Here is a 12,731-nt window from a genome sequence, read left to right as displayed (position 1 = left end):
GGCGAATCACCCTTCGCGGAGCCGGCGCAGGTCGGCCGGGGTGTCGACGTCCGCGGGGTCGCCCGCGTCGTCGCAGGGCACGGCCGTGAGCAGTTCGGGATGCGCGCGCAGGAAGGGCCGCGCGCCGACGTCGCCCTCGGCGAGCGCGGCCACCTCCGCCAGGTGCTCGCGCGCGACGAGCACCGGGTTGCGCGGCGCCCCGCCGTACGCCGCGACGGCGACACGGGCGCCCGCCTCGAACGCCGCGATCAGCCGGCGCACCGCCTCGGGCCGCACCAGCGGCTGGTCGGCCAGTGCGATCACCACCGCGGGGGCGGCCGGAGGGAGCGCGCGCAGCCCGGCCCGCAGGGACGACCCCAGGCCGGCCGCCCAGCCGGCATTGCGCACGACGACCGCACCGGCGACCGGCACGTCGGCGGCCCCGAGGACGATCAGCACCGGGCGGCACCCGCCCTCGGCGAGCAGCCGCACCCCGCGGTCGGCCAGCCGCTCCCCCTCGAACTCCACCAGCGCCTTCGGCCCGCCGAACCTGCTGCCGCCTCCGGCGGCCAGCAGCAGCCCGGCGACCGCCGCGCCGCTCACCGCGACTCGCCGTGGATGCGCCCCGACGTCTCGGTGAGCGGCCTGCCGCTGCCGCCCCAGCGCAGCTGGATCAGCTCGGCCGCGATCGACACGGCCGTCTCCTCCGGCGTGCGCGCCCCGAGGTCGAGCCCGATCGGCGACCTCAGCCGGGCCAGCTCGTCCTCGGTCAGGCCCGCCTCGCCCAGCCGTGCCAGCCGGTCCGCGTGCGTGCGCCGCGACCCCATGGCCCCGACGTACGCCGCGGGAGTGCGCAGGGCCACCTCCAGCAGCGGCACGTCGAACTTCGGGTCGTGGGTGAGCACGCAGATCGCGGTGCGCTCGTCGACCTCGGCGGCGGCCAGGTAGTCGTGCGGCCAGGCCACCACGACCTCGTCGGCCTCGGGGAACCGCTTGGCCGTGGCGAAGACCGGCCGCGCGTCGCACACCACCACGTGGTAGCCGAGGAAGCGCCCGATCCGCGCGACGGCCGCGGCGAAGTCGATCGCGCCGAAGACCAGCATGCGCGGCGGCGGCGCGAACGACTGCACGAACACCCGCAGGTCGTCGAGCCGCCGCTCGCCCTCGGAGCCGTAACGCCGCACGCCGGTCAGGCCCTGCGCGAGCATGCCGCGCACATCGTCGTCCACCGCGTCGTCGAGCCGGGCCGAGCCGAGCGAGCCCGCCGCCCGATCCGGCCAGACCACGCGGCGGGCCCCGACGCGGCCGGGGCCCGCGACGATCGTGGCCACGGCGACCGGCCGCCGCGCGGCGACGTCCGCGGCGACCTCCCCCAGCTGCGGATAGTCCTCCCTGGAGACCGGCTCCACGAACACGTCGATGATCCCGCCGCAGGTCAGGCCGACCGCGAAGGCGTCGTCGTCGCTCACGCCGTACCGCTGCAGCACCGGCGTCCCGGTCGCGACGACCTGCGCGGCGAGCTCGTAGACCGCTCCCTCGACGCAGCCGCCCGACACGCTGCCGGCCGCCTCGCCGTCGAGGACGGCCATGGCGGCGCCGGGCGGGCGCGGCGCACTGCGGAAGGTGCCGACGACGGTGGCGAGGCCGAATCGCCGCCCCTGCTCCCACCAGCGCAGCACCTGGTCCAGCACGTCACGCATCGGCCCCTCCCCTTCCCCTGGCCCACACGGGCCGGTCGCCGGCCAGCAGCGCGGCCAGGTCCTCGTACGCGGCCAGGCTGTGCCCCGCGACGAAGTCCGTGACGTGGGGCAGCGCCGCCCGGATGCCCGCGGTCAGCGGCCGGTACGCAGGGTCGCCCTTGTGCGGATTGACCCACACGACGCGGCGGGCCAGCCGGGACAGCCGGGCCATCTGCGCCTCCAGCAGGTCGGCAGAGCCCCGCTCCCATCCGTCGGAGGCGATCACGACGATCGCGCCCCGGGGGTCGGACAGGCGCAGCAGCGCCCGCACCTCCTCCCCCAGCCGGGTGCCGCCGCTCCAGTCCGGGATGGCCGCCGAGCACTCGTCCATGGCGAGGCCGGGGTCGCGGTGGCGCAGCGCGGCGGTGATCCGGGTGAGCCGGGTCCCGATGCTGAACACCTCGGTCGCCCCCGGCTCCGCGCGCACCAGCGCGTGGGCGAAGCGCAGCAGCGTGTCGGCGTATGCGGCCATCGAGCCGCTGACGTCCACGAGCATGACGACCCGTCGCGGCCGGTCCCTGCGCACGCGGCGGCGCAGCCGGGCCGGTTCCCCGCCGTGCCGCAGGATCTCCCTGACCGTGCGCCGGGCGTCGGTCGCGCCGCCGTGGGGCGACGGGCGGTGGCGGCGCGACCTGCGCGGCTGCCGCGCACCGCGCAGCAGCGCGAGCAGGCGGTGCACCTCCCGCCGCTCGGCCTCGCTCATCCGCGCCACGTCCCGGTGCCGCAGCACTTCGATCTCGCTCGCCGTGGCCGGGGGCGCGCCCGTCTCGCCCGCCGGTTCCGGCTCCCCGCCGCCGTACGCCGCCGCCACCGGGCGGGTCACGGACACGACCGTCGCGCGTACGCGGCGCGGCGCGGGGAAGGCCGCGGAGAAGTAGGCCGCGAAGCAGCGGTCGTAGCGGGGCAGGTCGTCGGGCCCGGCGCACAGGGTGAGACGGCCCGCCCAGTAGACGTTCCGCCCGTCGGTGGCGTCGAGCTGGCCGACCGCCCTCAGGAAGGTCTGCGTGCGATGGTGGTCGGCCGCGACCCCCGCCGCCCGGAGCGTCCGGGCGAACCCGGTCAGCACCGCGACCGGCTCCGGGCCGCCGCCCGGCGACGCGAGCGGGCCAGGGCCGCTGCCGTGCCCGCCCCTGCCGGTGACGGCGGCGTCGTCAGCCACGGCCGCCGCCCGGCGTGAGCAGCCCCAGGGCCCGGACCGTCTCCTGGTCCTCCCGGTGCTTGAGCACCGCGCCCAGCGTCGCGGCGGCCAGGGCCGGATCGAGCTCCACCGCGCCGAGCGTGAGCAGCGCCTCGGCCCAGTCGAGGGTCTCGGCGATGCCGGGCGGCTTGACCAGGCCGGCCTCGCGCATCCGGCCCGCCGTCCGCGCCACGTCGGCCGCGAGCCGCTCCGCGCATCCGGGCAGGCGCCGCCGCAGGATCGCGACCTCCCGGTCGAACCCGGGATGCTCCAGCCAGTGATACAGACAGCGCCGTTTGAGCGCGTCGTGCACCTCGCGGGTCCGGTTGGAGGTCAGGACGACCACCGGCGGGGTCGCCGCGCTGATCGTCCCGATCTCCGGCACCGAGATCGTGAAGTCGGACAGCACCTCGAGCAGGAACGCCTCGAACTCGTCGTCGGCCCGGTCGATCTCGTCCACCAGCAGCACGCAGGGCTGCGTCTCCAGGGCCCGCAGCAGCGGCCTCGCGATGAGGAACCGCCGGTCGTAGATCTCGCCCTCGATCGCGGCGACGTCGGCCACGCCGGCCGCCTCGGCCGCCTTGAGATGCAGGAGCTGCCGGGGGAAGTCCCAGTCGTACATGGCCTGCGCCGCGTCGAGCCCCTCGTGGCACTGCAGCCTGATCAGCGGCGCGTCCAGGATCGCCGCCAGCGTCTTGGCCAGCTCGGTCTTGCCGACGCCCGCCTCGCCTTCCAGGAACAGCGGCCGGCCCATCTTGAGCGCGAGGTAGGCCGCGGTCGTCACGCCCTCGTCGGCCAGGTAGTCGTGGTGGTCGAGCAGCTCCGCCAGCCTCACCGGCGCGTCGATGTCCGAAATCGTGGTCGTCCGCCGCAGCACAGGGACAGGCTACGTGGCGGCGTCCCGCGAGGCTCTGGCCGAATCCACCAAAGCCGGACGGGTCAGACGGGGTCGCGTCGCCACGATCGCACAGATCCGTGCGGGTCCTACTCCGCAGCGGTGCCGAGCACGGCGTCCAGCAGCCCGGGGAAGCGGTCGTCCAGGTCTTCTCTCCGCAGGCTCACGTATCGCTGCCGGCCCTCCGGGACGTTGCGGACGACACCGGCCTCGCGGAGGGTCTTCAGGTGGTGCGACAGCGTCGACTTCGGCACCTCTCCCCCGGTGGGCTGGCACGCGGCCACCTCCAGCGGGCCCTGCGCGAGCCGCCGTACGAGCGCCAGCCGCGAGGGGTCGCTGAGCGCGAACAGCACGTCGGTCAGCACGAGGCTCGCGGCGTCGGGGTGCGGGAGGTCCCTGGCTCCAGGCATGGTTCGATAGTAGTCGAACAATCGGGCACCGCGTCGTACGGTGCACCGGTTTTCCCTGCCCGGTCGCCACCGGCGGGGGGAACTGCCGCCTTCCGGCTGTGCAGCCCCCCGGGCGGCGCCGGCCGGCGTCCGGAGCAGGGACCGGCTCAGCGGTCGCGCAGAGCCTCGGCGGAGTAGCCCGCGATCTCCTTGTACCGCTGGGAGATCGCGGCCAGCTCCTCCACCTTGATCACGTCGTCGATGGACTCGAACGGCCGGTCGCCGGTCCGCTGCCACACCTCGCGGATGATCACGTCCGGCGGCATGCTCCGGTTGGCCAGCACGACCTGCCCGGTCGCGGGCAGCCGTTCCGCCTCGTACGCGCGCAGCGCGGTCACCGGGTCGGGCGTGCCGCTCAGGTGGTTGCGGAGCGCCTGGGCGTCGAGGATCGCCTGGCCGGCGCCGTTGGAGCCGCGCGGCACCATGGGGTGGGCGGCGTCGCCGAGCAGGGTGATCCGGCCCACGCTCCAGTGGTCCAGGGGATCCTGGTCGACCATCGGATATTCCAGGATGGTCTCGGAGGCCCGCATCATCGCCGGCACGTCGAGCCAGTCGAAGTGCCAGTCCTCGAAGGGCCCGATGAAGTCCTCCAGGTGGCCGCGCCGGTTCCAGTCGCGTTGCAGGTGCCGGGGGGTCTGGATCTCGACGACCCAGTTGATGAGCTGGTCGCCGTCGGGCAGGTTCCTGATGGGGTAGGCGACGAGCTTGCCCCGGTCGATCCAGCCGGCCCGCACCATGCTGGCTCCAGACAGGAACGGACGGCCCTTGGTCACGCCCCGCCACATGTTGATGCCCGAGTAGCGCGGCGTGCCCTCGTCCGGGTGGAGTTGTTTGCGCAGCACCGAGTGGATGCCGTCGCAGCCGACCAGCACCCGGGCCCGTACGGAGGGCAGCGGGTCGCCGCCGGGACCGGTGAAGCGGACGGTCACGCCGTTCTCGTCCTGCTCCGCTCCGGCGCACCGGTGGCCGAGCACCACGGCGTCCTCGCCGATCCGCTCCCGCACCGCCGCGAGCAGGACCGCCTGCAGGTCGCCGCGGTGGATGGAGTACTGCGGATGCTCGTATCCGGCGTACAGGCCGGAGGGCTCCCGGTAGATGAGCTGGCCGAAGCGGTTGAAGAACACCGATTCCCTGGTGACGACGCCGGCCTCGGCCAGCGCGTCGCCGAGGCCGAGCCGGTGCAGGACGCGGGTGGAGTGAGGCAGCAGATTGATGCCGACGCCCAGCGCGCCGAGATCGGGCACGGCCTCGTAGACACGGCAGCCGATCCCGGCGTCGTGCAGTTCGAGCGCGAGCACCAGGCCGGCGATGCCGGCGCCGACGATCAAAACATCTTCCTCGACCGAGAGGCTTGCGGGATCGGGGGACCGTGGCGGCATGAGGACTCCTGGCTCCTGTGCTGTCGGGCCGTCAGGCGGGGGATGGCCGGTGCCGGCGGCTCCGTCCCGGTACGTCCGCTCATCAGGCGGTCCGGGTCGCGGGGCGGGCGGTTGACGACGGCCTGCGATGGGTGGCGCCTGGTCCGGCACCGAGCACATGGTGCCATCACGTTGTCCAATACAGACGGGTTTGGCGCGATTTTTCTGCTATACAGAACACCATGACTGACGCCCTCCCCCCATACGCCATCGGCTCGGTGGACAAAGCGCTGCAGATCCTGCTCATGATCAGAGACCGGGGGGAGGTGCGGGTCACCGACGTCAGCGACGAGCTCGACGTCGCCCGCTCCACGGCCCACCGGCTGCTGCTCACGCTGGCGCACCGCGGATTCGTCGCCCAGGACCGGGTCACCAGGGCCTACCGCGCCGGCCGGGTCGTGGTGGAGATCGGGCTGACCGCGGTGGGCGGGCTCGACGTGCGGCGCAAGGCCAGGCGGCACATGGAGTGGCTGGCGGCCGAGCTTCACGAGACGATCAACCTGATCGTGCTGGAGGGCAACGGCGCCCGGTTCATCGACGGCGTGGAGGGCGACCGGCCGCTGCGCGTGTCGTCACGCACCGGCACGCTGCTGCCCGCGCACAGCACCTCGGGCGGCAAGGTCCTGCTCGCCGAGCTGCCCGACGAGGACGTGCTCGCGCTCTTTCCCGACGGTTTCATCCGGGTCACCGACCGCACCATCACCGACCCCGACGCCCTGCGCGCGGAGTTGCGCAGTGTGCGCGACCTGGGCTACGGAGTGAATCACGAGGAGAGCGCCGCCGGGCTGGACGCGGTGGCCGTCTGCGTACGCGACCATCTCGGCCGCGCGCTCGCGGCGCTGGCGGTCAGCCTGCCCCACCAGCGCATGACGCAGGGCAACCTGCACACGATGCTCCCCCTGCTGCGCGCCGCGGCCGAGGGCATCAGCCAGGATCTGTGACCGCGCGGCCGCCACGATTTGTTGCGCTATACAGAATCTATGTCCGCGTGATTCCCTTTTGTGAAAACGCACCGTAACTTCTGGCACGAAACGATCCGGACGCTGTGCCATGAGACGGATACCTGTCATGATTCTCCATCAAAACGGTCACTTCAGCATGCTTTCGCGCGGGTGGCGCCGGTGAGCTACAACGACTACGACGCTCCCCACGCCGACCTGCGCGAGCTGATCGAGCGGATCGACCGGTCCGGTCAGCTGGTACGGCTCGGCGGTGTCGACCCCCACCTTGAGCTCGGCACCCTCATCGAGCTCATCGCGCACCGCGGCGGCGAGGGCGGCCCGGCCGTCCTGTTCGACGACCTCGTGGGCGCCAAGCCCGGCCACCGCGCCTTCTCCGGCGCCACGAACTCGGCCGAGCGGCTTGCCCTCACCCTCGGCCTCCCGACGCCCGGTCATCCGCTCGACGTCGTGCGCGCGTACCGGGACCGGATGAAGACCCACGAGCCCATCCCGCCGGTCACCGTGGACAACGGCCCGGTGCTGGAGAACGTCCTGCGCGACGACGAGGTGGACGTGACGGCGCTGGTCGCGCCGCTCCTGCACGAGCGGGACGGCGGCCGGTACATCGGCACCGACGACCTGGTCATCATGCGCGACCCCGACGACGGCTGGGTCAACATCGGCACCTACCGGGTCATGGTGCACGGCCCCGACCGGGTGGGCCTGTGGATGTCCCCCGGCAAGCAGGGCAGGCAGATCAGGGAGAAGTACTTCTCCCGCGGCGAGCCCTGCCCGGTCCTGATCTCCTGCGGTCACGACCCGCTGCTCTTCCTCGCCTCGGGCAACGAGCTGCGTTACGGCCTGTCGGAGTACGACTACGCGGGCGGGCACCGCGGCCGGCCGTTCGAGGTGGTGGCCTCCGAGCTCCACGGGCTGCCCATGCCCGCCCGGGCCGAGCTGGTGCTCGAGGGCGAGATGTATCCGGGCGAGGTCGCGCCCGAGGGGCCGTTCGGCGAGTTCACCGGCTACTACGCAGGCGGCCGCTCGGACCAGCCCGTGGTGCGCATCCGCCGGATCTACCACCGCAACGACCCCATCGTGACCGTCGCCTCCCCCATCAGGCCCCCTTCCAACTTCTCCTACAGCAAGTGCGTGATGAAGGCGGGGATGATCTGGGACGAGGTCGAGCGGGCCGGACTGTCCGGCGTGCAGGGCGTGTGGTGCCACGAGGCGGGTGCGGCCCGGCTGTTCAACGTCATATCCGTCAAGCAGGCCTACGACGGCCACGCCAAGCAGGCCGGGCTGCTCGCGGCCTCCTGCCAGTCCGGCTCCTATCTCGGCCGTTTCGTCGTCGTGGTGGACGAGGACATCGACCCGACCGACATGTTCGACGTGCTGTGGGCCATGTCCACCCGGTGCGACCCGGTGGACGACATCGAGATCATCCGCCGGGCGTGGAGCGGGCCGCTCGACCCGCGCATCCCGCACGGCCAGACGCACAATTCGCGGGCCGTCATCATGGCCGTCCGCCCGTACGACCGCCTCAAGGAGTTCCCGCCCGTCGCCGAGGCGAGCCCGGAACTGCGTGACCAGGTCGCGCGCAAGTTCGCCGACGTCCTGGCGGGACTCGGCTCCCCATCCCCCCACGCACAGCAACCGGAGGAAGCACAATGATCAGGCTTCGCCTGGCCGCGGTCGTCGCGGTGACCGCCTCCCTGGCCCTCGGCGTCACCGCGTGCGGCGGCGACGACACCGCCGCCAGTGATGGTGGCGACGGCGCCACCATCACCTACGGCATCTACGAGCCCGGCGCCGACTCCGGCTATCTGCTGATGGGGCAGGAGAAGGACTTCTTCGCCAAGCACGGCGTCAAGGTCGAGGTCGTCCAGCTGAAGAGCGCCGCACAGGCCTTCCCCGCGCTGCTGGCCAAGCAGGTCGACGTGATCCAGGGCAACCCCAGCGAGGCGCTGCTCGCGGCGCAGAAGGGCGCGAAGCTGAAGTTCGTCGGGTCCACCATGCCCGGCCAGAACTACGCCATCTACGGCAAGAGCGACCTGGCCTCCATGTCCGCGTTGTCCGGCGCCACGCTCGCCATCTCCACCCCGACCGGCCTGCCGGCGGTCGTCGCCAAGGCCATGATGCTCCAGTCGTCCGTCGATCCGTCCTCGGTGAAGCTCGTCAACTCGGGCGGGTCGTCCGACCGTTACAAGGCGGTCGTCTCCGGGCAGGTGCAGGCCGCCTCCGCGCCGCTGGACTACACCGCGCAGGCCGCCAAGGACGGTGTCAAGGTGCTCGCCCGGGCCAAGGACGTGGTGCCCGACTTCCCCAGGTACGCGTTGATCACCAGGGACGACGTGCTCCAGTCGAAGGGCGACGCGGTCACCGGCCTCATCGCCGGCCTGGTCGAGGGCATCCGGTACGCCGACGGGCACCCGGACGAGGCCCAGGCGCTGGCCGCCAAGACGCTCAAGGTGGCGGCGGACGACCCGATGATCTCCGAGGCGTACAAGGAGTTCCACGACGGCGGCTACCTGGCCATGAACGGCGAGATCCCGGTCAAGCAGATCAATTATCTCGCCGACCTCCAGGTGAAGCTCGGCATCACCAAGACGGCGATCCCGGTGGACCCGCTGGTGGACGACAGCTATCGGCAGAAGGCCGTCGGCGAGCTCGGCCAGGTCCCGTCGAACTACTACGGGGACAGCCAATGAGCGACGACCTGGCGGTGGACGTACAGGGAGTGTCCAAGGTCTTCGCGGACGACAAGGGGCGCGAGGTGCACGCGCTGCGGGACGTGACGTTCCAGGTGCGCCGCTCGGAGATCGTGGCCCTGACCGGGCGCAGCGGGTGCGGCAAGACCACGCTCCTGCGGATCATCATGGGCCTGGAGCACCCGACCTCCGGCACGGTGAAGGTGGACGGCGAGCCGGTACACGGCTGCGGGCCCAACCGGGGCATCGTCTTCCAGAACGCGGAGCTGCTGCCCTGGCGTACCGCGCTCGCCAACGTCGAGTTCGGCCTGGAGGCCCGCGGCCTGCCCAAGGCGGAACGGCGGGCGGCCGCGGAACGGGCGATCGAGCTGGTCGGGCTGACGCAGGCCGCGAACCGCCGGCCGCACGAGCTGTCCGGCGGCATGCGGCAGCGGGTCGGCATCGCCCGTGCGCTCGCCATCGACCCCGCCGTGCTGCTCATGGACGAGCCCTTCTCCGCGCTCGACGCGCAGACCAGGGAGAAGATGCAGGCCGAGCTGCTGGAAATCCACGAGCGGACCGGCAAGACCATCATCTTCGTCAGCCACGACATCGACGAGTCCGTGCTGCTCGCCGACCGCGTGGTCACCCTCGTGCCCGATCCCGGCCGGGTGCACGGCGTGCTCGACACCGCCTTCGGCCGCTCCACGTCCATCGACGAGCGCCGCGGCTCCGCGGAGTTCGCCCAGCGCCGCCACGAGCTGCTGCAACTCGTGCACGGCCGCGAGATCCGGCAGCAGGATGGAGTGTCCGCATGACCGCTCTGGTAGACCAGGCGGCGCCCGCCGACGACGAGACCGCGCTGTCCAGGAAGATCCGGTCCCAGAGCCGCAGCGGCCGTGACCGCCTCGTCACCGCCGCTGGCGTGGTCGTCCTGCTGGTCATCTGGGAGCTCGCCGCCCGGCAGGTCGACCCGATCCTGGCCGCGCCGCCCAGTGCCGTCCTCAAGGCGCTGATCAGCATGATCGGGGACGGCACGATGCTCACGGCGGTGTGGGAGAGCGCCCAGCCCTTCCTGACCGGCTACGTGCTGGCCATCGTTGTCGGGGTGCCGCTGGGCCTGCTCATCGGCCGGTTCCGGGTCGTCGAGGCGGCGATCGGCTGGCTGGTCATCGCGGGCTACGCGATGCCGATGATCGCCCTCACCCCGGTCTTCATGCTCTGGTTCGGTCTGGGCTTCGCGGTCAAGGCCGCGATGGTCATGACCATGACGGTCTTCGCCATCGCCATCAACACCTGGAACGGCGTGCAGCACGTGCCCCGGACCCTCATCGAGGTCGGCACCGTCTTCTGCGCCTCGCAGTCGCGCATCCTCAGCCAGATCGTGATCCCGTCCGTCATCCCGTCGATCATGACCGGGCTGCGCATCGGCATCGGCAAGGCCGTGGTCGGCATCGTGATCGCCGAGTTCTTCACCGCGATCGGCGGGGTCGGCGGGGTCATCGTGGACGCCGGGCACAGCTTCCAGCCGGACCGGATGTTCGCCGCCGTCGTCGTGCTGATGGCCGCCGCGGTCGCGCTGACCGGGCTGATCGGCCTGATCGAGCGGCGGCTGGCCCCCTGGAACCGGTCGATCGCGGGAGGCTCGCGATGAACACCCCGATCGCCGGCGCGCCGCGCCGGGTCGTCGTCGGCGTCTCCGGCGCGACCGGGACGGCCCTGGCCGTACGGACACTCCAGCTGCTCGGCGCGGCGGGGGTGGAACGGCATCTCATCGTCAGCCCCGCCGCCCGGCGCACGGCCGCGTACGAGATGCCGGACGCGACCTTCGACGCCGAGGTGGTGCACAACTTCCGCGACATCGGCGCGTCCATCGCGTCCGGCTCCTACCCGGTGGACGGGATGATCGTGATCCCGTGCAGCGTCAAGACGCTGGGCGCCATCGCCTCGGGGGTGTCGGAGAACCTGCTGGTGCGGGCCGCCGACGTCACCCTCAAGGAACGCCGTCGGCTGGTGCTGTGCGTACGTGAGACGCCGCTGCACCTGGGACACCTGCGGGCGATGGTCACCGCGACCGAGATCGGCGCGATCATCGCGCCCCCGATGCCGGCCTTCTACGCCGCCCCGGAGTCGCTGGACGACGTGGTGGACCACATCGTGGCCCGGGCGCTGTCGCTGATCGGCGTGCACGTGCCCGGGGCGCCGCCGTGGCAGGGGACTCCCGCCTCGGCGGCACGCACCGGCGATCAGAGCGAACTCGGCGGCGCGGACCCGGCGACCGCGCTGGATCGTCCCGGCAGATAGGCCGGCCGGCCCGCGGTCGCCCTCCCCCGGTGCGAGCCCGGACGAGCAGGTCGGCGGGGCGGCGCTTAGGGTTCGGCACATGACCGACGATCGGAGCCTGCCCCGGCCCGGCTGCCTCACCGGCTCGCCGGCCGGGCGGGCGCTCGCCGCCGAGCTGGAGGCCCGCTGGGCCGAGCCGCACCGGCGCTACCACACCACGGCCCACCTGCGGGCGGTCCTGGCCGCGATCGAGCCGCTCGCCGCCCAGGCCCGGGACGCCGACGCCGTACGGCTGGCGGCGTGGTTCCACGACGCCGTCTACGAGGGGCGGCCGGGGTGGGACGAGGAGCGCAGCGCCCAGCTCGCCCAGGCCAGGCTGCCCGCCTGCGGCCTGCCGGCGGATCGGGTGCGCGAGGTGGCCCGGCTCGTACGGCTCACGGCGGGGCACGGCTACGAGCCCGGCGACATGAACGCGGCCGTCCTGTGCGACGCCGATCTGGCGATCCTCGCGGCGCCGCCCGGCGCCTACGAGGCGTACACGAGGGCCGTACGGCAGGAGTACCGGCACGTGCCGGACGAGGCGTTCAGGACCGGACGTGCCGGGGTGCTGCGGGAGCTGCTCGGCAAGCCCCGCCTGTTCGGCACCCCTGTGGGCCGGGACCTGTGGGAGCCGCGGGCACGTGAGAACGTCGCCGCCGAGCTGGCCGGTCTCTGACCGGCGACGCGCACACGGCGAGCCGTGCGGGGCGCCGCCGGGCCGGCTCGGGAGCCGCTGCCCGTCATACTCCCGCGAAGATCTGGCGCCGGTCGGACGCCTTTACGATGTAGATCAGATGCGGGTCTTCGGGCGGCGCAGGCCCGACTCGCGCAGGCGGCGCACCAGTTCCTGGCTGCCGACGGGCTCGGCGCCGAGGAGCACGGCCCGGTCGTAGACCGTCTCCGGCACGTCGTAGTGGTCCCGGTCGAAGGCCCGCTCGGGCACGCCGAGCAGGCGGGCGAAGTCGTGCAGTTCCTCCAGGGAGGAATCGCTGACCAGGTGGGACCACAGCAGGCCCCGCGGTCCCGGCCAGTTCGGCCGGTCGATCAGAACCGCCATGCGCCCCTCCCCCGGGCCGGTCGGGCAACCCGCAGCAGAGGATCACCTGACCGCGCCTGCGGGT

14 protein-coding genes are annotated in these 12,731 nt (G+C 72.8%); 7 read left to right on the top strand and 7 right to left on the bottom strand.

From position 1 onward, the window contains the following. Positions 1 to 6: 6 nt before the first annotated feature. The 6 genes from BXA11_RS01740 to BXA11_RS01715 form a co-directional block, all read right to left on the bottom strand. Positions 7 to 582 carry a nucleotidyltransferase family protein gene (locus tag BXA11_RS01740; protein WP_076432147.1) on the bottom strand — a complete coding sequence of 192 codons (576 nt, stop codon included), beginning with the start codon at positions 580 to 582 and terminating at the stop codon, positions 7 to 9. Beyond that, on the bottom strand, positions 579 to 1,679 hold the full coding sequence (locus BXA11_RS01735; RefSeq protein WP_076432145.1) for an XdhC family protein: 1,101 nt from the start codon (positions 1,677 to 1,679) through the stop codon (positions 579 to 581). Before BXA11_RS01735 ends, BXA11_RS01740 begins: the two co-directional genes overlap by 4 nt. After that, complete coding sequence (locus BXA11_RS01730) at positions 1,672 to 2,877, bottom strand: vWA domain-containing protein (RefSeq protein WP_076432142.1); 1,206 nt, start codon at positions 2,875 to 2,877, stop codon at positions 1,672 to 1,674. The genes BXA11_RS01735 and BXA11_RS01730 overlap by 8 nt, the downstream gene beginning before the upstream one ends. Then, positions 2,870 to 3,772 (bottom strand): AAA family ATPase, encoded by a 903-nt coding sequence (locus BXA11_RS01725; RefSeq protein WP_076432139.1) that lies wholly within the window; start codon positions 3,770 to 3,772, stop codon positions 2,870 to 2,872. Before BXA11_RS01725 ends, BXA11_RS01730 begins: the two co-directional genes overlap by 8 nt. A gap of 107 nt (positions 3,773 to 3,879) precedes the next feature. Continuing rightward, positions 3,880 to 4,200: an ArsR/SmtB family transcription factor gene (locus tag BXA11_RS01720; protein WP_030509026.1), complete on the bottom strand. Its 321-nt coding sequence runs from the start codon at positions 4,198 to 4,200 to the stop codon at positions 3,880 to 3,882. A gap of 146 nt (positions 4,201 to 4,346) precedes the next feature. Then, positions 4,347 to 5,567 carry a flavin-dependent oxidoreductase gene (locus BXA11_RS01715; RefSeq protein WP_239104822.1) on the bottom strand — a complete coding sequence of 407 codons (1,221 nt, stop codon included), beginning with the start codon at positions 5,565 to 5,567 and terminating at the stop codon, positions 4,347 to 4,349. 272 nt (positions 5,568 to 5,839) lie between these two features. Between BXA11_RS01715 and BXA11_RS01710 the strand changes: the two genes are divergently transcribed. From BXA11_RS01710 to BXA11_RS01680, 7 genes are all read left to right on the top strand, one after another. Continuing rightward, positions 5,840 to 6,598: an IclR family transcriptional regulator gene (locus BXA11_RS01710; RefSeq protein WP_076432135.1), complete on the top strand. Its 759-nt coding sequence runs from the start codon at positions 5,840 to 5,842 to the stop codon at positions 6,596 to 6,598. 180 nt (positions 6,599 to 6,778) lie between these two features. After that, positions 6,779 to 8,272, top strand: a complete 1,494-nt coding sequence (locus BXA11_RS01705) for a UbiD family decarboxylase (RefSeq protein ID WP_076432133.1) — start codon at positions 6,779 to 6,781, stop codon at positions 8,270 to 8,272. Then, entirely contained in the window at positions 8,269 to 9,309 is a 1,041-nt protein-coding gene (locus BXA11_RS01700; protein WP_076432130.1) for an ABC transporter substrate-binding protein, read from the top strand. The genes BXA11_RS01705 and BXA11_RS01700 overlap by 4 nt, the downstream gene beginning before the upstream one ends. Beyond that, positions 9,306 to 10,106: an ABC transporter ATP-binding protein gene (locus BXA11_RS01695; RefSeq protein ID WP_030509021.1), complete on the top strand. Its 801-nt coding sequence runs from the start codon at positions 9,306 to 9,308 to the stop codon at positions 10,104 to 10,106. The genes BXA11_RS01700 and BXA11_RS01695 overlap by 4 nt, the downstream gene beginning before the upstream one ends. After that, positions 10,103 to 10,942 carry an ABC transporter permease gene (locus BXA11_RS01690; protein WP_030509020.1) on the top strand — a complete coding sequence of 280 codons (840 nt, stop codon included), beginning with the start codon at positions 10,103 to 10,105 and terminating at the stop codon, positions 10,940 to 10,942. Before BXA11_RS01695 ends, BXA11_RS01690 begins: the two co-directional genes overlap by 4 nt. Beyond that, complete coding sequence (locus BXA11_RS01685; protein ID WP_076432127.1) at positions 10,939 to 11,592, top strand: UbiX family flavin prenyltransferase; 654 nt, start codon at positions 10,939 to 10,941, stop codon at positions 11,590 to 11,592. Before BXA11_RS01690 ends, BXA11_RS01685 begins: the two co-directional genes overlap by 4 nt. Before the next feature lie 79 nt (positions 11,593 to 11,671). After that, positions 11,672 to 12,286, top strand: coding sequence for an HD domain-containing protein (locus BXA11_RS01680; RefSeq protein ID WP_076432124.1), 615 nt, complete (start codon positions 11,672 to 11,674; stop codon positions 12,284 to 12,286). 114 nt (positions 12,287 to 12,400) lie between these two features. Here the strand turns inward: BXA11_RS01680 and BXA11_RS01675 are convergent, their stop codons facing one another. Further along, positions 12,401 to 12,667 (bottom strand): DUF4031 domain-containing protein, encoded by a 267-nt coding sequence (locus BXA11_RS01675; RefSeq protein WP_076432122.1) that lies wholly within the window; start codon positions 12,665 to 12,667, stop codon positions 12,401 to 12,403. Positions 12,668 to 12,731: the final 64 nt, after the last annotated feature.

The sequence above is a fragment of the Microbispora rosea genome (assembly GCF_900156315.1).
Classification (GTDB): domain Bacteria; phylum Actinomycetota; class Actinomycetes; order Streptosporangiales; family Streptosporangiaceae; genus Microbispora; species Microbispora rosea.
Note: the sequence above shows the minus strand (reverse complement) of the source record. Positions and strands in the feature narration are given on the sequence as shown.

What these genes read in the sequence shown, in the direction of transcription:
- BXA11_RS01690 (WP_030509020.1), top strand. Translation starts at nt 10,103, where the DNA reads ATGACCGCTCTGGTAGACCAGGCGGCGCCCGCCGACGACGAGACCGCG.
- BXA11_RS01735 (WP_076432145.1), bottom strand. Translation starts at nt 1,679, where the DNA reads ATGCGTGACGTGCTGGACCAGGTGCTGCGCTGGTGGGAGCAGGGGCGG.
- BXA11_RS01680 (WP_076432124.1), top strand. Translation starts at nt 11,672, where the DNA reads ATGACCGACGATCGGAGCCTGCCCCGGCCCGGCTGCCTCACCGGCTCG.
- BXA11_RS01700 (WP_076432130.1), top strand. Translation starts at nt 8,269, where the DNA reads ATGATCAGGCTTCGCCTGGCCGCGGTCGTCGCGGTGACCGCCTCCCTG.
- BXA11_RS01695 (WP_030509021.1), top strand. Translation starts at nt 9,306, where the DNA reads ATGAGCGACGACCTGGCGGTGGACGTACAGGGAGTGTCCAAGGTCTTC.
- BXA11_RS01720 (WP_030509026.1), bottom strand. Translation starts at nt 4,200, where the DNA reads ATGCCTGGAGCCAGGGACCTCCCGCACCCCGACGCCGCGAGCCTCGTG.
- BXA11_RS01710 (WP_076432135.1), top strand. Translation starts at nt 5,840, where the DNA reads ATGACTGACGCCCTCCCCCCATACGCCATCGGCTCGGTGGACAAAGCG.
- BXA11_RS01675 (WP_076432122.1), bottom strand. Translation starts at nt 12,667, where the DNA reads ATGGCGGTTCTGATCGACCGGCCGAACTGGCCGGGACCGCGGGGCCTG.
- BXA11_RS01685 (WP_076432127.1), top strand. Translation starts at nt 10,939, where the DNA reads ATGAACACCCCGATCGCCGGCGCGCCGCGCCGGGTCGTCGTCGGCGTC.